Annotated in this window: 18 protein-coding genes and 1 tRNA gene; 18 read left to right on the top strand and 1 reads right to left on the bottom strand. The window is 44.9% G+C overall.

From position 1 onward, the window contains the following. Positions 1-133 precede the first annotated feature (133 nt). The 15 genes from nadB (at position 134) to WAO38_RS10710 (ending at position 18,301) form a co-directional block, all read left to right on the top strand. A complete protein-coding gene (nadB, locus tag WAO38_RS10780) occupies positions 134-1,618 on the top strand; it encodes an L-aspartate oxidase (protein ID WP_422236991.1) in 1,485 nt (494 codons plus the stop codon). Next, positions 1,615-2,943: a sodium:proton antiporter NhaD gene (nhaD, locus tag WAO38_RS10775; protein WP_422236989.1), complete on the top strand. Its 1,329-nt coding sequence runs from the start codon at positions 1,615-1,617 to the stop codon at positions 2,941-2,943. The genes nadB and nhaD overlap by 4 nt, the downstream gene beginning before the upstream one ends. Before the next feature lie 92 nt (positions 2,944-3,035). Beyond that, positions 3,036-4,580, top strand: a complete 1,545-nt coding sequence (guaA, locus tag WAO38_RS10770) for a glutamine-hydrolyzing GMP synthase (RefSeq protein WP_422236987.1) — start codon at positions 3,036-3,038, stop codon at positions 4,578-4,580. A gap of 9 nt (positions 4,581-4,589) precedes the next feature. Beyond that, on the top strand, positions 4,590-5,249 hold the full coding sequence (locus tag WAO38_RS10765) for a uroporphyrinogen-III synthase (RefSeq protein WP_422236985.1): 660 nt from the start codon (positions 4,590-4,592) through the stop codon (positions 5,247-5,249). 280 nt (positions 5,250-5,529) lie between these two features. Next, on the top strand, positions 5,530-6,798 hold the full coding sequence (gene purD, locus WAO38_RS10760) for a phosphoribosylamine--glycine ligase (protein ID WP_422236983.1): 1,269 nt from the start codon (positions 5,530-5,532) through the stop codon (positions 6,796-6,798). Beyond that, positions 6,798-7,247 (top strand): RDD family protein, encoded by a 450-nt coding sequence (locus tag WAO38_RS10755; protein WP_422236981.1) that lies wholly within the window; start codon positions 6,798-6,800, stop codon positions 7,245-7,247. Before purD ends, WAO38_RS10755 begins: the two co-directional genes overlap by 1 nt. After that, positions 7,240-9,372, top strand: coding sequence for an LPS-assembly protein LptD (locus WAO38_RS10750; RefSeq protein ID WP_422236979.1), 2,133 nt, complete (start codon positions 7,240-7,242; stop codon positions 9,370-9,372). The genes WAO38_RS10755 and WAO38_RS10750 overlap by 8 nt, the downstream gene beginning before the upstream one ends. Positions 9,373-9,384: 12 nt before the next feature. Continuing rightward, positions 9,385-10,785, top strand: a complete 1,401-nt coding sequence (locus WAO38_RS10745) for an MlaD family protein (protein ID WP_422236977.1) — start codon at positions 9,385-9,387, stop codon at positions 10,783-10,785. Between the two features lie 8 nt (positions 10,786-10,793). Next, positions 10,794-11,465 (top strand): phosphoribosyltransferase, encoded by a 672-nt coding sequence (locus WAO38_RS10740; protein ID WP_422236975.1) that lies wholly within the window; start codon positions 10,794-10,796, stop codon positions 11,463-11,465. Then, positions 11,449-13,626, top strand: coding sequence for a polyribonucleotide nucleotidyltransferase (locus WAO38_RS10735; protein ID WP_422236973.1), 2,178 nt, complete (start codon positions 11,449-11,451; stop codon positions 13,624-13,626). The genes WAO38_RS10740 and WAO38_RS10735 overlap by 17 nt, the downstream gene beginning before the upstream one ends. Positions 13,627-13,718: 92 nt before the next feature. Next, positions 13,719-14,096, top strand: a complete 378-nt coding sequence (locus WAO38_RS10730; RefSeq protein WP_422236971.1) for a F0F1 ATP synthase subunit C — start codon at positions 13,719-13,721, stop codon at positions 14,094-14,096. A 47-nt stretch (positions 14,097-14,143) separates the two neighbouring features. After that, positions 14,144-14,228: transfer RNA gene (locus WAO38_RS10725), tRNA-Leu, on the top strand. Positions 14,229-14,366: 138 nt separating this feature from the next. After that, positions 14,367-17,195 carry an EAL domain-containing protein gene (locus WAO38_RS10720; RefSeq protein WP_422236993.1) on the top strand — a complete coding sequence of 943 codons (2,829 nt, stop codon included), beginning with the start codon at positions 14,367-14,369 and terminating at the stop codon, positions 17,193-17,195. Positions 17,196-17,204: 9 nt separating this feature from the next. After that, positions 17,205-17,561: a hypothetical protein gene (locus tag WAO38_RS10715; RefSeq protein ID WP_422236969.1), complete on the top strand. Its 357-nt coding sequence runs from the start codon at positions 17,205-17,207 to the stop codon at positions 17,559-17,561. Further along, the gene (locus WAO38_RS10710; RefSeq protein WP_422236967.1) at positions 17,561-18,301 is read left to right on the top strand and encodes an exonuclease domain-containing protein; all 741 of its coding nucleotides are present in this window, start codon (positions 17,561-17,563) and stop codon (positions 18,299-18,301) included. Before WAO38_RS10715 ends, WAO38_RS10710 begins: the two co-directional genes overlap by 1 nt. A gap of 1 nt (position 18,302) precedes the next feature. Here the strand turns inward: WAO38_RS10710 and WAO38_RS10705 are convergent, their stop codons facing one another. Further along, entirely contained in the window at positions 18,303-18,563 is a 261-nt protein-coding gene (locus tag WAO38_RS10705; protein WP_422236965.1) for a tetratricopeptide repeat protein, read from the bottom strand. 78 nt (positions 18,564-18,641) lie between these two features. On the opposite strand from WAO38_RS10705, the gene WAO38_RS10700 reads away from it, so the two are divergent. The 3 genes from WAO38_RS10700 to WAO38_RS10690 all read left to right on the top strand — a co-directional run. Next, complete coding sequence (locus WAO38_RS10700; protein WP_422236963.1) at positions 18,642-19,883, top strand: hypothetical protein; 1,242 nt, start codon at positions 18,642-18,644, stop codon at positions 19,881-19,883. Continuing rightward, positions 19,874-20,878, top strand: coding sequence for an AAA family ATPase (locus WAO38_RS10695; protein ID WP_422236961.1), 1,005 nt, complete (start codon positions 19,874-19,876; stop codon positions 20,876-20,878). The genes WAO38_RS10700 and WAO38_RS10695 overlap by 10 nt, the downstream gene beginning before the upstream one ends. After that, positions 20,872-21,411 (top strand): DUF2201 family putative metallopeptidase (locus tag WAO38_RS10690; RefSeq protein WP_422236959.1); only part of this gene is annotated, 540 nt, incomplete at its 3' end. The genes WAO38_RS10695 and WAO38_RS10690, both read left to right, overlap by 7 nt.

Genomic DNA, 21,411 nt, shown 5'->3' with positions numbered 1-21,411 from the left:
AGCTATTATACCATCCAATAATAAGAACTTAAACGCCAGGGGAGATTCATGGCAAAACAATGGATAATGATCTGCAGTATAGTCCTTGTGATGGGACTTATGAGTGGATGCGGCTATAAAGCTCCTCCCTATTATGAAAAACCTATCGCAAAAGAAGGCATTTGAGTTGCGCTACGATGTAGTGATTATCGGTTCCGGTGTTGCCGGGCTGTATGCGGCAATCGCCTTGCCAAAAACGCTCAATGTTTTAATCATCAACAAGTCCTATCCTTGGGAGTGTAATACCTATTATGCGCAAGGGGGAGTTACCACAGCGTATGATGATGCCGATATTGCAGTGCATATCCAAGATACCCTCGATGCGGGGGCTGGAATGTGCGATATCGATGCGGTTGAGTTGATGAGTCAAAATTCGCAAGGGGTCATACATGATCTGCTGAAACGCGGTTTTTCTTTTGACAAAGATGATGAGGGGCATTTGCTCTATACCAAAGAGGCCGCTCATTCTCGCAGTCGAATTCTTCATGCCGGAGGAGATGCAACGGGGAGACATCTTCATTTTTTCTTACTCAATCAGAACCCGCATTTGATGCTCAGTGATACGACGGTGGTCGACTTATTGATCGAAAACGGCCAGTGCTGCGGTGTGGAGGTAGTCAGTGAAGGAAAACGCAAAATTATTTTAGCCGATAATGTCATTATCGCCAGCGGCGGTGTAGGATCATTATACGAATATCATACAAATGCTTCCACAATCAGCGGAGATATTCACGGTATCTGCATCGAGAAAGGGATTAAGCTTGAAGCGATGGAAATGATGCAGTTTCATCCTACCGTTTTTGTCGCGAATACCTGGGCGCGCAAACAGCTTCTGTCCGAAGCACTCAGAGGGGAAGGGGCGCACGTTGTTGACGACAACGGGTATCGCTTTTTGTTCGAATATGATCCGCGAGGGGAATTGGCTCCGCGCGATATCGTAAGCCGTGCTATTTTTGACTATAAGCAGCGCAGCGGCAAAGAGGTTTTTCTCTCCTGTGAAAATTTCGAGCCTGAGTACTTTAAAGAGCGCTTTCCCAATATTTATAAATCGTTACGGGATATTGGATATACCTTACCAAAGGATCGGGTTCCGATTTCTCCGGCATTTCACTATGCCATCGGGGGTATAAAAACTAATTTGGACGGATCGGTTCCCGGAATTATCGGACTTTACAGTGTCGGCGAAGCGGCTTCAACGGGAGTTCATGGAGCCAATCGGTTAGCGAGTAATTCCTTATTGGAAGGTCTGGTATATGCAAAAAAAGCGGCAGAATCAATTTTAGTGCATCAGCTTCATTCCTGCAAGGGCCCTTTTGAACTCGGAACAGAGGTTCTGGAAGAAACCGGTGATAAAGAGAAAAAAGATTTCCTGCGCCGCCTAATGTGGGATAATGTTTCGATCAAACGTACTCCGGAAGGCTTGCACCGTACAAAAGAGATTATTGAAAGCATGTTGCATGAAAAGTGTGGTAGACTTTTAAAGCTACGTCTTCTAACGGCTCACGCAATCGTAGAAAGTGCAGAAAATAGAGCCGAATCCATCGGTGTCCATTACATAACACAAGGAGTCAAAGAATGACAACAGCCATAGCCGATCACGGTGTTGATTTAGCAGTTCATCCGTTTGGATGGTTCTTGCTTACTATTTTTGTCGTAGGGTACTACTTTATTGCGACAGAAGAAAAGTATCATCTCGATAAAGCAAAGCCGGCCTTATTCGCCGGAACATTTATGTTTGTCCTGATCGGGGGATTTTATGCTTTTAACGGACTTGATTTTAAGCCGTTTGAAAATGAAATTGCCCATTTGATTCTTGAAATTGCGGAGATCTTTTTCTTTTTATACGTTGCGATGACATTTATTGAAGCGCTGATCGAGCGAGGGGTATTTAATGCGCTGAAAGGCAAACTGATTGCCAAAGGGTACAGTTATCGTGAACTTTTTTGGATTACCGGGTTGTTGGCATTCTTCATTTCGCCGGTAGCCGACAATCTGACCACTGCACTGATTCTTTCGACTGTTTTAGTGACGATCGAAAAAAATGATAAAGCGTTTCTGGTTCCGAGTGCTTTGAACGTTGTTGTTGCGGCCAATGCCGGCGGTGCATGGAGTCCATTTGGAGATATTACGACTTTGATGGCATGGACAGCAGGAAAAGGAGCGTTTGTAGATTTTCTTTATCTTTTCCCGGCATCATTTTTCGGTTGGTTAATCACCGCATATTTGCTCAGCAAATTTGTTCCCGATCTTGACCCGCTTAAAGACGGAGATCCTGAAGCTGCCGAGAAAATAAAGATTCTTAAAGGTGGAAAAGTGATTATTTTCCTTGGTGCCACGACGATCGCACTGGCGGTAATCTGTAAACAGGTCATGCATTTGCCTCCGATGTGGGGAATGCTTTTCGGTCTCTCAATTTTGCAGCTGTATATGTATTCGCTTAAGAAAAAACATAATCAAGATGTTGATATTTTTCATTCGATCAGCAAAATCGAGAACAATACACTTCTCTTTTTCTTCGGTATTTTGGCAGCGGTCGGAGCGCTTCATTTCGCCGGTTTCTTGACTCATGCGGCGAAACTGTATGAAATGTTCAATCCCACGATTGTTAATATCGGTGTCGGGTTCCTCTCCGCGATCGTTGATAACGTTCCGGTTATGTCGGCGGTATTAAAAGCTAACCCGAACATTGAACACGCGCAGTGGATGCTGGTCACGATGACCGCCGGTGTTGGCGGATCGCTGATAAGTTTCGGAAGCGCTGCCGGTGTCGGTGTGATGGGAAAATTGCACGGTATTTATACTTTTGCCTCGCACATGAAATTGGCATGGACCGTATTGGTAGGATACATCGCTTCCGTATCGATATGGTATGTTCAATTTATCGTTTTCGGTTTTGGCGCTTAGACAATATTCAAAATTAAACTACATTACGGTACCCTTTCATAACGCAAAGGGTATCCACTCCCTCCCGATTATCTCCACTTAAAGGCTCTCCTTTGAAAGATGTCAATATTATCGTCCTTGATTTCGGTTCACAGTACACCCAGTTGATCGCTCGCCGTCTGCGCGAAGATAAAGTTTATTGTGAAGTACTCCCGTACCACACAAAAATCGATGCTATCAAAGCTAAAAATCCGAAAGGGATTATCCTCAGCGGAGGTCCTTCCTCGGTTTATAACAAAGATGCTTATGAAGTGGATCAAGGGGTCTATGCCCTCGGAATCCCTGTTTTGGGGATTTGTTACGGAATGCAGCGGATCGCAGTTGATTTCGGCGGTTCGGTCATTCGCAGTGATCACCATGAGTACGGTAAAGCGGAACTCACCATCGATATGACACAGCACTCGGTACTCTTTGAAGGGTGTGAAGACGAGCGTGCCGTATGGATGAGCCATTCGGATAAAGTCGATGTATTGCCGGAAGGATTCGTTCCGATTGCCTATTCACCGAATTCTCCGTATGCAGCGATTGCGGATGAAGCACGACAAGTCTATGCGATGCAGTATCACCCTGAGGTTAACCACTCGGAAGAGGGTTATTTGATGCTTCGCAATTTTGCCCGTAAAATTTGCGGTATTACCGATAAATGGGATATGGGGCATTTTCTTAAAGAACAAATTATCAAAATCCGTGCTCAGGTTGGAGACGGAAAAGTTCTTTGTGCGCTCAGCGGCGGTGTTGATTCATCCGTCGTTGCCGCATTGTTATATGAGGCGATCGGCAATCAGCTGATTCCCGTATTTGTTGATAATGGATTGCTTCGTAAAGGGGAACGTGAATCGGTTGAGAATATTTTCAAAGTCCATCTCAAAGTCCCTCTCGTTGTGGCCGATGCCTCTGAAAGCTTTCTCGGTAAATTAGCTGGTGTAACTGATCCTGAGACAAAACGTAAAATCATCGGACATACGTTTATCGAAGTTTTTGAGGCGGAAGCAAAAAAACACGACGGAATCAAATTTTTGGCGCAGGGGACATTGTACCCTGACGTTATCGAATCCGTTTCTGTCAATGGGCCGTCGGTAACGATTAAAAGCCATCATAATGTCGGGGGATTACCGGATTGGATGGATTTTGAATTGATTGAGCCGTTACGTGATCTTTTTAAAGATGAAGTGCGTAAACTCGGGCTTGAATTGGGCTTGCCGGATTCTCTCGTTAACCGCCATCCGTTTCCGGGACCGGGATTGGGTATTCGAATCATGGGTGAAGTGAATAAACCGGATCTTGACTTGCTTCGTGAAGCCGATGCAATTTTGCTCGATGAACTCAAAGTAAGCGGTTATTATCTGAAAACATGGCAGGCATTCGCGGTACTTCTGAACGTAAAAAGCGTAGGTGTTATGGGAGATAACCGTACCTATGACAACACGGTATGTGTCCGTGTTGTTGAAGCAGTCGACGGAATGACGGCAACATTTGCCCATCTGCCGCATACCCTCTTAGAGCGGATAAGCCGCCGTATCATTAACGAAGTCGACGGTATCAACCGAGTCGTTTATGATATCAGTTCCAAACCTCCCGCAACGATTGAGTGGGAATAAGGCGCACCTTTGCGCCCGATTTATCTGATTTCCAAAACTCCCTATCCGGGAGTTATCCACATTCCTATCCTCTCTATCCATTTCCTGACTCCAAAAATTGACTTTAGCGAATACGTAGGGATTATTCTTACTTCCAAACAAGCTGTGTTGGCTCTAAAACCGTATGCTGTGGATTGGAAGCGACTCCAATGTGTTTGTGTTTCCGAAGCTACGGCAGAGTATGCGCGTCAAGCAGGTGCCGTTAATATTGAGATAGGAGACGGATACGGAAAATCGATTCCGGATATATTGCTTTCGCAGGAGACCAGCCAAAAATGGATTTATCTGCGTCCGAAAATTGTTGCATCGGATTGGATAGGAGAAGGGCGTAAGCGAGGATTGAGGATCGATGAAGCGGTTGTGTATGAAACGCTCTGCAATCAAGAAGCGACAAACTGCACGATTGACCAAGAAGGAATATTGGTTTTTACTTCTCCCTCGAGTATCCGATGTTTTAGCCAGAATTATTCGATCCTGCCGACGCAAAAAGTGGTTGTAATCGGTAAAACAACTCAAAATGCATTGCCTCCCGGTGTCTCATCATTCCTAAGCCCGACCGCCAGCGTTGCAGCAGCAGTCGATTTGGCACGCCAAATTGCTTCTTTGGATGAAAATTCATCACCCTTTTAAGCTTTTAGGGTTATAATTATTTACTCTGGGCGAAGCGAGTAATCGCAATATGAGGGTTCTACATATACAACTAGTCATATCTGTAGACGTTTCGGTGTGTCGGTGGTCTTGTTTGAGCGCTAACGCGTGAGAGATTGCCGCCGGAAGAGACGCTCGATGTGGCGCAATTACAGCTTTGAAGAACCAAAGCTACTGCGAAACGCCCGCCCGGGCTTTTTACCTTATTTGAGAAACGTTTGCGAGTTTCAAATAAGATAATTAATTTTTTTCAAGGTGATCTATGCGAGTAATGGTAATCGGAAGCGGTGGACGCGAATTTGCAATCGGAAGAGTATTAAAACAAGATCCTGCGGTTACAAAACTCTATTTTGCCCCCGGCAACGGTGCTACAACGATGCTTGGCGAAAATGTTGAGATAAAAGATTACGAAGAACTTGCACAGTTTGCAGCGGATAATGCTATCGACCTGACAATCGTAGGACCCGAAGGTCCTTTGAGCGATGGCGTTGTCGATGTGTTCAAAGCCAAAGGGCTGGTTATTTTCGGCCCGTCTAAAGCGGCGGCTCAATTAGAGGGCTCAAAAGTCTATATGAAAAACTTTTTGGCCAAGTACGCGATTCCGACAGCACGCTATATCGAAACTGATCATATCGGTGATGCCTTTAAGTTTATCGAATCTTTGACTCCGCCGATTGTTGTCAAAGCGGATGGTTTATGTGCCGGCAAAGGGGTCATTATCGCGATGAGCTATGAGGAAGCTAAAGTTGCCGTTTCCGAAATGCTCAGCGGGAAATCGTTCGGCGATGCCGGTAAACGGGTTGTCGTAGAAGAGTTTTTAGACGGGTATGAGCTCTCTATGTTTGCTTTGTGTGACGGAAAAGATTTTATACTCCTCCCCGCCGCGCAGGATCATAAACGCCTTTTGGATAACGATGAAGGACCGAATACCGGGGGAATGGGTGCTTATGCCCCTACACCGCTAGTCGATGATACCATTTACGAAAAAGTGAAAGATCGGATCGTCCGTCCGACATTGAGCGGGATGCAGCAAGAGGGAGCGCCGTTTGAAGGGGTTCTCTTTATCGGTCTTATGATCGTGAACGGAGAGCCGATTACGCTGGAATTCAATGTCCGTTTCGGTGATCCGGAATGTGAAATTTTGATGCCACTCCTTAAAACTCCGGCCAGTGAGCTTTTTTATAAAGCGGCAACCAAACAACTTGATACGCTTAATGTCGAGTTTCATAACAAGTATGCTGTTGGTGTTGTCATGGCAAGCCGAAATTATCCGTATGATAATTCGGAACCGGCGGAGATTATTGTTGATGACATTCATCACGAAGAGATTGCCCAAAATACGCATATTGCCTATGCCGGAGTCATTTCGGAAGATGGAAAACTCTATGCATCCGGCGGCCGGGTTTTAGTCTGCGTCGGGGTGGGGGATAGTATCCGAGAAGCACGAGACCGTGCTTATATGCTTTGCGGACAAGTCCATTTTGCCGGTAAAAAACTTCGTACCGATATTGCATATCAGGCACTGCGTTAATGGATGAGAATATTGATTCGCTGATGCAGCGGGAACATCTCTCTTTGGCTTCAATACGCCAGAGGGCAGCTGCATTCGGCATCGATGAATTACTGCTGTCTGTTATTATGATTATTATCTTATGGGATGCGATTTCAAAGGCCGATACTTTCGAAGCGATGATAGCAGTCACTAATAGTTTTTTATTAGAGTATATGGCCATTAAAATTATTTACCAAACCTTTTTTACAATGCAATACGGTGCCAGTCTCGGAAAAATTATTATGAAAATACGCATAATTGAACTCACAACACTTTCAAATCCGAGTTTTTTGAGTGCCTTTAACCGAAGTGTTTTTCGGGTAGTCAGTGAAATACTCTTTTATCTTGGATTTGTTTGGGCTTTGTTGGATCCCTATCGGCGGAGTTGGCATGACCGAACTGCACGGACATTGGTGATCGATGCGTAAATTTTATTGGCTCAGTCTGATTACATCAACTGTATTGCTGGGTAATGATCGCGTAGAGCTGTTTGGAACGATAGTCGATACGAACGGATCGGTTGCAACTGCGACAGGTAATCCGGTTGCCGTGTATCAAGATCAGATTCTGAGTGCTGATGAACTCACTTACGATCACAATAAAAGTGTTGTGGAGGCCAAAGGCTCGGTAAATATTTTTAAAGCGCAGCAGTACCATGTCATCAGCGAATATTCCCGTGCGGATCTTTTGAATGAAACCCGCTATTCTAAACCGTACTATATGTTAAGCCAAGATAGCGGTGTGTGGATGAGCACCGATGAAGCGCAAACATGTAAAAACGAGATTGATTTGGCCAGCGGTACATTATCCGGGTGCGATTCGAATACACCTTTGTGGAAAATACGCTTTAGCAGCGCGGATTACGATACGGAAGAGATGTGGGTCAATCTTTATAATGCACGCTTGGAAATAAAAGATATTCCTCTGTTTTATCTTCCTTACTTCGGTTATCCGACGGATACTACCCGCCGAACCGGATTGCTGCTTCCTAGTTTCGGATGGTCAAATTCGGAAGGATTTTATTATCAGCAACCGATCTATTTTGCACCGCAAAATTGGTGGGATGCAGAATTCAGGCCTCAAATCCGTACCTCTCGAGGGTCAGGTATTTACACTGATTTTAGGTTCATTGATACACCATCCTCCCAAGGCTCGATCAGTATGGGATATTTTAAAGAGCAGGCTCAATACGCAGCTGAGTATGATTTGGCACATATCAAACATTATGGGTACGATGTTAAGTACCGGCATACTGCTCCTTTAAAGGAATGGTTTGATTTGAATCTTGAAGGCGAATCCGGACTTTACGTTGACGGATCGTGGATGAATGACGTCGATTATCTGAACCTGCAACACAGTGATGAAACCCAAAATGTGATCAATAATCAAGTAATGTCCCGTATCAACACCTACTACAGCAGTGAAGATAACTATGTCGGGGCATATTTAAAACATTATCAGTATTTGGATCAGCCATCTAATGCACAAACGATCCAGACATTGCCAAGTTTGCATTATCATCGCTACTTAGAAAATTTATTGGACGATCATTTCTTGATCAGTGCTGATGCGATGGCAACCAATTTTTACCGGCCGGATGGCAAACGGGCTGTTGAAGCGGACTTTACTATACCGATGACGCTTCAGACGGCTTTGTTTGATGAGTATTTGGATGTAAGTTATACGGCGAATGCGACATCGAAGGTGATCGGTTTTTACGGAAATCCGAAAAGCACGGATACGGATAGTTACGAGAAGGGACTCTATGCACAGCTCGATCATACGCTCTCCCTCTCATCGACTTTGGTTCGCCCCTATGAAACACTAACACATGTTATTGCTCCGTCGGTAAGTTATACGCTAGCCGGGAACCGCTATTACGACGGTTACTATAAAACATATCATTCTAACGGAGAATGTATTGTCGGAAGTACGAATCCGGCGTGTGAATATTATACGTTGAATGAGCCGAGTGATACCTTGTCACTGGGACTGAACAACTACCTTTTTGAAGGGGGAAAACAGCTCTTTGTCGACCGCCTCTCTCAAAATTTCCGTTATGATGATCAGGGAAGTTATTACGGCGAGTTGCAAAATGAGCTGGAATGGACGATCGGGAAAGCCATTTCGATATATAATCAAACAGCCTATAATCATGATCGTAACCGTGTCACCAAAGAACAAAATACACTGCGCTATAATGACGGTATCGTAAATGCCGGCGTGAGTCATTATTATACAGATGAACTTCGCAACAATACCCCGGTATATGCCAGTTATTGGAATGCCGATGCGGCATACCAGTATAATCAGCATTACCGCTTTTTTACTATTTTAGCGTACGATTATCGTGAAGATTTGCTCAAACGGAGTGAAATCGGATTTTTATATTCTCAGCGATGTCTTGATTTTGGGATACGATACGTGCAAAACCGTCGCCCGGTTTTGACCAATAATGTGAATAATAACTCTGTTGATGATTCGTACATCTTTTTCACCATTATTCTCAAACCTATCGGCGGGTCTGAGTTTAATTACAAAATGACCAAATAAAGAGGACAGCATATGAAACTGGAAGCGAAAATCGGTCTCTTTGTCGTAATGGCTTTGGGCGCTTTATTGTTTCTCTCAACGCAGGTAACATCGTTGGGAAAATGGGGAAGCGAAGGGTACAAAATTCAAGCCTATATCGAAGATGCTTCAGGGATTGAAAAACATACGCATGTTTTGATGAATGGAGTTACGGTCGGTGATGTAGAAGAGATTACGATTGAAGGAAAACGCGTCCGGCTGACATTGATGATTGATAAAGAGATCAAAATTCCTGAGGATTCATCCGTTATTGTCGCGCAAGAATCGTTATTGGGTTCGAAAGTCATAAACATTACGGTGGGCGATTCCTCAGCCAGTATCAAAGCCGATGGTATCCTTTCACAATCCAAGCAATATGCTTCCTTTGATCAGACGAGTGACTCGGTGAATGCTGCGGCCAAAGAGTTGGAATTACTATTGAAAGATTTTAGAGCGACACTCGATGATGAACATCGTCAAGCGATTCAGGAAGCGATTATTGCATTTCGAAACGTCGGGGTTAATCTTGACGGCGTTATTGTTGAAAATCGAGATGACCTGCATGCGGCAATCGCTAATTTTAGAACGATGAGTGCCGGATTTAGCCAGACTGCCGACACGGTAAATCAAGATCTTCCTGCGATCATGGCACGGATCAATTCCTTGACGACACGTATGGATAATATCAGCGGTTCTTTGGAACACAAACTTCCCGAAGCGGTTGATAAATTTACCAATATCGAGGACAATGTTTCCGATATTTTGGCAGAGAACCGTTCATCGCTGAAAACGGCACTTGAATCGGCAGGATCTTTTTTCAAAAGCGGAGAAGAGGCGTTTGGAAAAGTCGATTCGATGTTGAGTACCTTTACGACAAGTGAATTGCAAGTAGCAATGCATACCGATTATATGATTCGAGACGGGTACAGCAAAATTTATTTGGGAGTCAATTATCTCCCGAATCCTGAGACCTATTATATGTTTGATCTGATCAGTACGGATGATTACTCAATACCCAACAAGCTTCCGCTCAAACATGAAAAAAGTGATACTCTTTACTCGCTGCAATACGGAAAACGGTTTGATAATACCTTATTTAGATTCGGTGCCATTGAATCGACCGGAGGAGTCGGTGTCGATTATTTTATGGATCATGATAAGCTGAAGTTTACTGCTGAAGCATTTGACTTTAATGCGGTTAATGATTGGCGTTCTGAGAGAGCTCATTTAAAAGCGCAAGTACGGTATCAGATGCTGAAACATCTTGAACTTTACGGTGGATGGGATAATTTCCTCAATCCAGGATCTCAGAATATTTTCTTAGGATTAGGACTTAGATTTATTGATAATGATTTGAAATACGTTGTTGGTAGTGCCTCCGCAATGAAACGATAGGTAGAAGTATGAGACCGCAACGCCGTTTTTTATTTAAAAATCGTTCCGATGCTGCACTGCAGCTTAAAGAGCTTCTGCCGTTGGACCGGATGAAAGGTGAATCATGGAACCTGATTGCAGTCTCTTCGGGCGGATTAGTGATTGCATCCCAGATCAACCTTCGTCTGAAGCTACCGATAGATTTTATATTTTCTGCCGGTATCACTGCTCCTCAAAACTCTGAGTGTGAGCTTGCCCGGGTGAGCGAAACGGAAGAGATAGTTATCCACCAAGCGCTTGTGGATGCATTTGATATTCAAGTCGATTATATTTACGGCGAGGCAACCCGTAAGCATGAGGAAAAGATTTTAAGTGCCGTTTATCAATACCGTAAGGGAGAACATTTTAAGTCAATGAAGGGGAAAAATATACTCCTTATTGACGAGGGAAGCGAAACTGGGCTGAAGCTTATGTGTGCGATTAAAACGGCATTTGCCCAAAAAGCCAAGGCGGTCTACGTCGCCGCCCCAATTATGCCTGCCAGTGTCGTAGAAGCACTGGATCCGATTGTCGATGGCGTGTTTTGCCTCCAAGAGATCGAAGACTATATCGATACGGGGTATTATTACCACGAATTTGAGACGGTAGATGAAGAAACCATAGAGACTATTTTGGAGAGAAGAGATGAAATACAACGTTGAGTTAGAATTAAAAAATAAAAGCGAAGCTTATGCATTCGCTCAAGTAGCCGCACAGGCTAACGGAGCCGCATGGCTTAAATGCGGAGATACCGTTATTTTGGCAACGGTTGTCGTCGATGAGACTGATTTCGTCGATGAGGATTTTTTACCGCTTACCGTACAATATATCGAGAAAAGTTACGCTGCCGGAAAATTTCCGGGAGGGTTTATTAAACGGGAAACCAAGCCGAGCGATTTTGAAACCCTGACTTCCCGGATTGTAGACCGATCACTGCGTCCGTTATTCCCGAAAGGATTTGCTAACCCTATTCAGATTACCGTAATGGTGCTGAGTGCTGATCGAGAGGCAGATTTGCAGGTTTTGGCGTTGAATGCCGCATCTGCCGCATTGTATGTTTCGGATATCGATATTTTTAATTCGGTGAGTGCTGTTCGCGTCGGAAAGATTGACGGAGAGATTATCTTTAATCCGACACGTTCTCAGCTGGAAAAGAGCACCCTTGATTTGTATTTGGCGGGAAGCAAAGAGGATATGCTGATGATCGAGATGCAAACTCTCGGTTCTGATGAGATGGAAATGGTTGAGATCGGAATTATGGATCCTTTGGTCGAATCGGCGATGAATGTACCTGCAATTGCGGTACGCGTATCGAATGCGATGAACGAAGATGAGTTGATAGAGGTTCTCTCACAGACGCAAGCCGCATTGTTTGAAGCCAATACCGCATATGAAAACGCGTTTAAAGCGTTTGCGTCAGCGCCGTTTGAACTGCAGTATAAAATCAGTGAAACGGATAGCGAGATGATGGAGTATGTCCGGACGAACCATACCGACGATTTGAAACGCGGCATCAATCAGATGGCAAAAACAGAACGTTCAACGGCACTTAGAACCATTCGTAAAACGATTCTTAAAGAAAAACCGGAATGGAATGAACATGAGTTGAAAAAAGCGATTGAAGCGGTCAAACGTTCGATGGTACGTGCTCAGATTTTAGATGAAAAAGTACGTGCAGACGGGCGCGGACTTCGTGAAGTCCGTCCGATCCGCATTGAGACAAACGTATTGCCTAGCGCACATGCATCGGCTCTCTTCACCCGCGGACAAACCCAAGCATTGGTTGTACTGACCTTGGGAGGAATGAAAGATGCGCAAATGTTTGAAAATCTCACCGATTCGGGAACACAAAATGAAGCGTTTATGGTCCATTACAATTTTCCGGGGTTCAGCGTAGGTGAACCTTCACCGATCGGAGCACCGCGCCGTCGTGAACTTGGGCACGGAAATTTAGCTAAGAGAGCATTAGAAGGGGCATGTGTTCGTAATGGCCAAACGATCCGTTTAGTCTCTGAAATCCTCGAATCAAACGGTTCATCGTCTATGGCTACCGTTTGCGGCGGCTATATGGCATTGCGCGCCGGTGATATCGAAATGGCAGACCCTATTGCGGGAGTTGCGATGGGAATGGTCTCCGAAGGAGAGCGGCATGCTATTTTGACCGATATTATGGGCTTAGAAGATCATGACGGCGATTTGGATTTTAAAGTAGCCGGTTCCAAAGAGGGAATTACGGCGATGCAGATGGATATCAAACTCGGCGGTATCCATTTGAATGTTCTTAAAGAGGCACTGTATCAGGCCAAAGAAGCACGTGCCCATATTATTGATATTATGATCAGCAGCGAAGACAAGATCGAACTGAACGAAGGGACCTTGCCGAGTACCGATTTGTTTCATATCGATCCGAGCTTCATCGGCGATATTATCGGACAAGCGGGTAAAACGATTCGTGAGATTATCGAGCGTTTTGATGTGACGATCGATATCGACAAGAAAAAAGGTTCCGTCAAACTGACCGGTAAAAATCGTGATGGATTGCGCGGAGCCCGAGATCATATCGAAGGGATTGTGAGCGGCTCTTCTCCGGTAGAGAAAGTAGAATACAAAGTGGGGGATGTTGTTAAAGGAAAAGTGAAAAAGATCGTCGACTTTGGTGCTTTTATTGAACTTCCTGGCGGAATAGACGGATTGATCCATATCTCAAAACTTTCCGACAGTCATATCTCCCGCGTGAGCGATGTCGTGAATGAAGGGGATGAATTGATGGTAGAGATCGTCGAATTCAAAGGAAATAAGATCGGATTAGGGCGAGCTAAGTAATTTTTTAGCTCACCCTCACTATACTTCCACCCACAAAGTGATAAGTAGGGACACTATCCGAACAGACTTTGATTTAATTACGGAGATTACTCATGAAAAAAGTTCTTTTTCTTATGCTCGCTCTTGTAGCGTCTGTATTCGGTGCTGAAGAAGCAGTGGCAGTTGTTGAAGCGGCTGTTGATGCTGCACCTGCTGCTGCGGCTGCAACTGCAGACGTTGCTAACCAAACATTGAAAGCGTATTCTATGATCGCTGCTGGTGTTGGTCTTGGTTTGGCTGCACTCGGTGGAGCTATCGGTATGGGTAGCACTGCTGCTGCAACTATCGCTGGTACAGCTCGTAACCCAGGTCTTGGTGGGAAATTGATGACAACTATGTTCATCGCTCTTGCAATGATCGAAGCACAAGTTATCTATACACTTGTTATCGCTCTTATTGCACTTTACGCTAACCCGTATTTGGCTGCGTAAGGCTCACGCTTTTCTTCCGATCAGCTTCGGCTGATCACCTTTTAGATGCGGTCGTGGTGGAACGGTAGACACGCTACCTTGAGGTGGTAGTGCCTTACGGGTGTGGGGGTTCAAATCCCCCCGACCGCACCATCCTTTTCTTTTCAATCCTTCAGTTTTTAAACCCAAAATTTTCCAGAATCAACCTTTGTTATTACCTGTTTTTTTCACTTTTTGTAATCATTCTTTTATTGCAGTATAATCCTGATAACTTAGCTTAGGATAATAGTGATGTTACTCAGTGATCTTGTTCAGTATAAAAATGATTTTATCTCTTCCGAAGCAACATTGCATGATGCGATCGAGAAGATGGGGCATGAGGGAATAAGTCACATTGTTTTGATGGATCACGATACGATCGCTGGGATATTGACACTCAAAAATATTATTGAACTTTACCGAAACGGTATTGAAGGCGAAAAAAAAGCGATTGAATTTGCATCTTATCCGGTGATATCGATTCATGCGGACCGGCCGGTGGAGATGGCGATTGAATTGATGATTGATTATGATATCCGAAGAATTGTCTTGATCGATGATAACAAACACTATCTCTCCACCCTCAGTCAAAGTGATATCCTCTTCTATTACGAAAATAAAGTTCACAGTGCACATGAAGTATTTCAATATCTAAAACGAAGCAATCAGGCGGTAACGGTTACGCATGATGCGAGTATACATGAAGCGATTAGCCTGCTGCATAGCGAAAAGCGCGATGTTCTGATCGTTACTGAACAATCTCACCCTGTCGGTATCGTGACGGAGAAAGATATTCTGGGACTGGTATATAAGAACATACCAAGCAGCGAATGTATTTCTCTTTATATGCATTCTCCGATTATGACGATAGAGATGAATGAAAAAATTCATGATGCGGTAGAGATGATGAAAGAGAGGAACATTCATCATCTGATGGTCAAAGGGGGAGATGAACAGTTATACCTGCTGGCCGAAAAAGATTTGGTACAAAACTACAATACTGCATTGGAAGTCAAACTCGAATCAAAACTCAGAGATGCAAAAGCGACGTATAACTTACTAGGACTCGCATTTTGTGAAATTATTGATATAGGACATGACCAGATCATTAAATGGCTGAATGCCGAAGCAATGATGACTTTTCAGGTTAAAATTGATGATCCGGTATCGAAAATGCTGACCACAGAACTTTGGGATAATCTTCTCCATGGACTAAGAGTACACGGAGGAGTCGATCGCGAAAAAATTGAGATCAATGCCCGTATGTATGAAGTGACATTGCTCGATGCGGAAGTCAATAATCAGCCGATCATGAAACTTTTTCTGAATGATATTACCGAATTAGTGCGTTTGAGTGAAAAATTACGGTTGACATTGGAACATACCGTCGAATTGGAAAAAGAAAAAAGTAAACTCTACTTGGATATTGCGGCAGTAATGTGCATGGCCCTCGATTCTGAAGGAACAATTGAACTGATAAATCCCAAAGGGTGCAATATTTTGGGTGTGACTCAAGACGAAGCAATTGGGAAAAATTGGTTTGATACCTTTGTAACTCAGGGACAATCGGCACATTCCAAAGCAATTTTTCGTGATATTATGAGCGGTAAACAGGAGATAATGGAGTATTTTGAAAATAAAATACGGACAAAAAACGGTGAAGAGCGGACTATCGCATGGCATAATGCGCTGATAAGAGACAGTGACGGCAAGGCAATAGGGACATTTTCATCCGGTGAAGATATTACCCGTCAGCAAGAATCAGAGCGGGAGCTTGAGCGGATAACCCATTATGATATGCTGACGAATCTTCCCAACCGTTTGCTTCTCAATGCAAGATTAAAACATTCGATTGAGCATGCTGATCGTGAAAATAGCAAACTCGCGGTGCTGTATATCGATATTGATAATTTTAAAGACATTAATGAATCCTACGGTTATATTGCAGGGGATGAAGTGATTCGGGAAGTGGCTTTGAGAATGGGGCGGATTATTCGCCATGAAGATACGATCGGACGAATCGGGGGGGATGAATTTATCATTGTTTTGGAATCTCTCCAAGACCTGCATGAATGTGACCGAATATTAAAAGAGATCGTCCACGTCTTTGATGCAAAGATTCATACGGAAGAGAATGATTTTCAACTTACGGCAAGTATGGGGATTACAATTTATCCTGATGATGGTGATGATGCTCAGACACTGTTCAAAAATGCAGACATCGCCTTGCGCAGAGCAAAAGAGGCGGGACGAAGCAATTACTGTTATTTTGCGCAAGAGATGAGTGCTCAGCTTTTTGAACGGGTTCTGATGGAGCGGGAACTTCGGCGCGCGGTCGATGAGAAAGAGTTTGTGGTCTATTATCAGCCGCAAATTGATCTCTCCAGCGGGGCGGTGATTGGTGCTGAAGCGTTGGTGCGTTGGAAACATCCCTCATTGGGGATCGTCAGACCCGACATGTTTATCCCTTTGGCCGAATCGAATCATTTGATTATCCCGATCGGGGAGCAGGTCTTGGCGCAAGCCTGTGCAGCAACCAAACGTCTTATTAGCAAAGGGCTTTTTCACGGCAGGATATCGGTTAATGTGTCAGGAAAACAGTTCGATCGTCCGGATGTCGTCGAGACGCTTCACCGTATCATCCGTGAAAGCACTCTGGAAACAGAGTTTGTAGAATTGGAGATTACCGAAAGTGTATTGATGAGCAACCCTAAAGTATTCGGTGAAAAGTTGATTGCCCTCAAAGCCTTGGGTATCGAAGTGGCCATTGATGATTTTGGAACCGGGTATTCGAGTTTGAGCTATCTGAAAACCTTTCCGATTGATAAGCTGAAAATTGATCAGTCTTTTGTCCGCGGTCTTCCTGCAGATGAACAAGACTGCGCCATCGTCAAAGCGATTATTGCGATGGCAGATGCCCTTGGGTTGAAAACGATTGCCGAGGGGATCGAAGAAGAAGCGCAGGGGGATGCTTTAAAACGGTATGGATGCCAGCAGGGGCAGGGATATAAGTATGCCCGACCGCTCAGCGAAGAAAAATTTGAGGAATTTTTGAAGTATAATAATACATCCAATTCATAAGGATTAAAAATGGCCTATATTACACAATTAAAGCATTTGATACAAAGCGAGTTGATTCCTGATGTCGAAGAGCATATTGACGATATTTTCGAATCCATTGCTTCTCAAAAAGATGCAACTCCCCAAGAGCGTTTACAGTTAGAAGATATGCAAGCGCTTCGCGATGAGTATAAAGAGCTTCTCAAAGAGATCCAAAGCGGTGATATCGACGAAGAAGAAGCGGAACAGCTTTATACCGAACTGACCTCTATGCGCGAAGGCGAAGGGGATGAAGACGACGATGACGCCCTCTATGATGACGAAGATGAAGAAGACGAAGATGATTATGATGAATTTGATCTTGATACAGAAGATGACCAGTATTAATGGCTAAATACATTTTACTCGACACCGAGACAACCGGTGCGGGGGAAAATGACCGTATTATTCAATTGGGTTATATGGTTTTAGACGGTAAAAAAGTTGATGTCTATAATGATATGTGTTCGTCTGAAGTCCCCATCAGCTACGGCGCGATGGAAGTTCACGGCATTACCCCCGATATGATCGAGGGGAAGCCTGAATGCAGAGAAACTCCCGCATTTCAAGCGCTATGCGCGCTCAATACTCCGGAAAATATTCTTATTATTCATAATGCCCCGTTTGATTTGGGAATGCTCTCGAAAGAAGATTTTACCTCTCAAATGCGTCTGATTGATACGCTTCGATGCGCGAGATATCTGTTTGAGGATGAGGAAGCGCATCGTCTGCAGTATTTTCGGTACGCTCTGGGATTGTATAAAATTGAGCAAGCCGAAGCCGATGCGTTGGGAATCGAAGTCAAAGCTCACGATGCGATCGGCGACGTGCTTGTTTTGAAACTCTTTTTGAGCGAATTGCGTAAACGTTTACAGGAACGTTTTGCGGGAGTTAACCCGATCGATAAAATGGTTGAGCTGACCCAAACACCGGTATTTTATACCCGACCGCTGAAATTCGGCAAATATAAGGGTAAAACCCTCACTGAAATCGCTGAAGCAGACAAAGGATACCTGACCTGGATGCTTGGGAACATGGATAGCCTCGATGAGGATATGCGTTACAGTATCGGAAGGGTACTCGGTTAAATTAAAACGTTGTTTTGGTTGACGTGGCGATTTCACTGAGACGGTACGCCGCATCGACATGACCGTTACGCATCGCTTTTTTCCACCACTCCATTGCTTGGTCGATATCTTTTTCGACCCCTTCACCGTAAAAATAAAGCATTCCCATGTGAAATTGCGCTTCAGGGTTACGTTTGTAGGCAGCTAGCGGGTAAAGAAGTTCATAGGCTTTTGCAAAGTCTTGCGCGTCATAGGCGGCAATTGCGGCATAGAGTTCATCCATCGTAAAAAATCCTTTAAGTAATCAATGACATTATACCCTCCTGTGAATTTTTTAGGGTGGTGTGATTATAATGCGCGAATGAACTATGCAGAGCTAAGCGGAAAATCGATACTGTTATTGGGTAAAACCCGCTCATTGAAATATGAAGAATTCGAGACCTTGTTAACCCTTCATAATATTGTACTTTGCCGTCAGTTTGAGGAGGGAGTGCAGCTCATTATCGAGGGACGCTTGATGAATCCGATGGAGCAGGATGAGAGTGCACGGCTGTATGCTCTCCATGCGGCACCGATTGTAGAGATTGACCCTTTGGAAGAGTGGCTGTGCCGATCCCTCGAGCCCAACCGTCTGCTGATGAGTCTCAAGCTCTCCCGAGATCAGGAACGTCTGGTCGACTTTATCCAAAACCCCTATATCACTGATGAACTCTTTTTCAAACTTCTTAAGCTCTACGATTGGCAAGGGGAAGGGTTGTTTGATAACGATTCTAACCGTGATGTTACCGCCGCACTGATCGGGCGTTTTTATGAAGATTTGGCCCGGAATCATAATGTCCAGTACGCCATGAGCGGTTTGGCTCATCTTGTCGAGCGTTACGGGAGTGCGGAATTGATCAGCGCGATTGCGGAACTTTCCCCAATAGCACGAGAATTGAAGTCTCCGAATGACCGTTCTTTGAACGGAGTATTGGATGCTATTGCGCTTCATGGCGATACCCCTGAGAAGATTTTGCGATCATTAATGCCTCAGCGTGCAGGGTTACTGGCGCGCCGGGTTCCGCTTTCACTTGAAGAAGAGCTTTTGAAAGATGAGAAACTGCATACGCTATTGGCACAGAACGAAGCACTATCGCCCCAAGGTTCAGCGCTTCTGGAAGAAAACTACGGTGATTTGATCGCGGCCAATATAGGGCTGGATGAGGAACGGTTTGAGCGGTTGCTTTCTGCGTATCCGGAAGCGTTGGCATCGAATCCTACCTTGAGTGAAACGATGCAGGAACGGTTGATCCATACCCAAAAAGAGGGAGTCTTGCGGGCATTGGCCTTGAACCCATTTTTAACGCCAAAATGGTGCAGCTATCTCTATGATTTAGGGGGGTATAGTGTAGAATTGGCTTCGAATCCATCTTTGGATTCGGAGATACTCGCAACATTGTCCCACAGCAGTGATCCTGCTATATTATCTGCACTTGCCTCGAACACTGCCACCTCTATCGAGGTGCTTTATCAGCTTTCGCTTGATCGTCGGTTTGAACGGAGGGTTAAAACTAACCCTGCATTCGGAAAACATATACAAACTCATAACATAGGATGGAACTGATGCGAACGTCGGATGCCGTAACAACATTAGGTTCGTTGATCGAATCGCAAATACCCACATTTTTATGGGGTGCTCCGGGAATCGGGAAATCGTCTATCGTCAAACAAATCGCCCATGAGGCAGGGATTGAATGCATCGATCTTCGCCTCTCTTTGATGGATCCTACCGACCTCAAGGGGATTCCGTTTTATGAGGCCCAAACACACCAGGCTCTCTGGGCTCCGCCGTCGTTTTTACCGCGTGAGGGGAGGGGGATTTTATTTCTTGATGAACTCAACTCTGCTGCCCCTGCGGTACAGGCCTCTGCGTATCAGCTGATTTTAGATCGCAAAGTAGGGGAATACACGCTTCCCGAGGGGTGGGCGATTGTCGCGGCGGGAAACCGTGAAGGCGATCGCGGGGTCGTCTACCGCCTCCCCTCGCCGCTGGCCAACCGTTTCGTTCACATCGAGATGGAGGTCAACGTAGACGATTGGCGCGATTGGGCCTACACACGGGGGATTGATGCGCGTCTCATTGCCTATATCGGGTTTAAAAACAGTGCACTGTTCGGATTTGACCCGCTGAAAAATGAGCGGAGTTTCGCGACACCGCGAAGTTGGGAAGCGGTCCATATGATTTTGCAAAGCCCGCTGCCGGCACCTCTTCTTCTTGAAGCGATCGGCGGAGCGGTAGGGGATGCCAATGCCGTTGATTTTTTAGGCTTTTGCCGTGTCATGAACCTTTTGCCCGATATCGAAGCGATTATGCGGGGAGAGGAGAGTGAAACACCGAGCGACGTGTCGGCGCTCTATGCCCTCTCTTCGGCACTGGTGAGCCATATTCTGCGTGATCCGAAGGATGAGAAGATTGATCATCTTCTCCGGTATACACTGAATCTTCAGAGTGAGTTTTCGGTGATGATCATCCAAGATCTGCAGCGCCGCGGTATCCGTATGGATCATTTAAACAGCTACGGCGATTGGGTCAATGCCTACGCCTATTTGCTATGCTAAACTTTTCTGCGGCCAAAGCGAAGCTTCTCGTAGAGCACCCGTATTTCGGGACGTTGGCGAGTGCTTTGGAAATCATTCCGAACGATAACATTGAAACCTTTTCATCTCAGGATAATCGGTTCGAATACCGCGACGATTTTTTTAAAACGCTGAACGAGGGTGAGATTTCTTTTGCCCTTGCGAATGCAGCGATGCATACGATCCTCTCCCATCCCGCACGCCGAAGCAGCCGTAGTCCGTGGCTGTGGCATATGGCGTGCGACCATGCAATCAACGGCATGCTGATCGATAACGGTTTTACCCCTCCGATCAAAATCACCTATGAGGAACGGTTTACACACAAGTATGCCGAAGAGATTTATGAAATCCTCAAAGATGAGATAACGCATGATGAGATGAATGACCGTGATTCGGATGGCAGACGCACCGATGAGACGTTGGATGAGAAGCTGCGAAGTGCTCAGAATGAACAGTTGGCTCAAAATGCCTTGGAAAAAGCCGAGAGTATGGGGAGTCTTCCGGAGGGTTTGGAG

The sequence above is a fragment of the Sulfuricurvum sp. genome (assembly GCF_049277495.1).
Lineage (GTDB): Bacteria > Campylobacterota > Campylobacteria > Campylobacterales > Sulfurimonadaceae > Sulfuricurvum.
The sequence above is the reverse complement of the archived record's forward strand: the minus strand, read 5'-3'. Positions and strand labels throughout refer to the sequence as shown.

What these genes read in the sequence shown, in the direction of transcription:
- nadB (WP_422236991.1), top strand. Translation starts at nt 134, where the DNA reads ATGAAAAACCTATCGCAAAAGAAGGCATTTGAGTTGCGCTACGATGTA.
- nhaD (WP_422236989.1), top strand. Translation starts at nt 1,615, where the DNA reads ATGACAACAGCCATAGCCGATCACGGTGTTGATTTAGCAGTTCATCCG.
- purD (WP_422236983.1), top strand. Translation starts at nt 5,530, where the DNA reads ATGCGAGTAATGGTAATCGGAAGCGGTGGACGCGAATTTGCAATCGGA.
- WAO38_RS10755 (WP_422236981.1), top strand. Translation starts at nt 6,798, where the DNA reads ATGGATGAGAATATTGATTCGCTGATGCAGCGGGAACATCTCTCTTTG.
- WAO38_RS10750 (WP_422236979.1), top strand. Translation starts at nt 7,240, where the DNA reads ATGCGTAAATTTTATTGGCTCAGTCTGATTACATCAACTGTATTGCTG.
- WAO38_RS10745 (WP_422236977.1), top strand. Translation starts at nt 9,385, where the DNA reads ATGAAACTGGAAGCGAAAATCGGTCTCTTTGTCGTAATGGCTTTGGGC.
- WAO38_RS10740 (WP_422236975.1), top strand. Translation starts at nt 10,794, where the DNA reads ATGAGACCGCAACGCCGTTTTTTATTTAAAAATCGTTCCGATGCTGCA.
- WAO38_RS10735 (WP_422236973.1), top strand. Translation starts at nt 11,449, where the DNA reads ATGAAATACAACGTTGAGTTAGAATTAAAAAATAAAAGCGAAGCTTAT.
- WAO38_RS10730 (WP_422236971.1), top strand. Translation starts at nt 13,719, where the DNA reads ATGAAAAAAGTTCTTTTTCTTATGCTCGCTCTTGTAGCGTCTGTATTC.
- WAO38_RS10720 (WP_422236993.1), top strand. Translation starts at nt 14,367, where the DNA reads ATGTTACTCAGTGATCTTGTTCAGTATAAAAATGATTTTATCTCTTCC.
- WAO38_RS10715 (WP_422236969.1), top strand. Translation starts at nt 17,205, where the DNA reads ATGGCCTATATTACACAATTAAAGCATTTGATACAAAGCGAGTTGATT.
- WAO38_RS10710 (WP_422236967.1), top strand. Translation starts at nt 17,561, where the DNA reads ATGGCTAAATACATTTTACTCGACACCGAGACAACCGGTGCGGGGGAA.
- WAO38_RS10705 (WP_422236965.1), bottom strand. Translation starts at nt 18,563, where the DNA reads ATGGATGAACTCTATGCCGCAATTGCCGCCTATGACGCGCAAGACTTT.
- WAO38_RS10700 (WP_422236963.1), top strand. Translation starts at nt 18,642, where the DNA reads ATGAACTATGCAGAGCTAAGCGGAAAATCGATACTGTTATTGGGTAAA.
- WAO38_RS10695 (WP_422236961.1), top strand. Translation starts at nt 19,874, where the DNA reads ATGGAACTGATGCGAACGTCGGATGCCGTAACAACATTAGGTTCGTTG.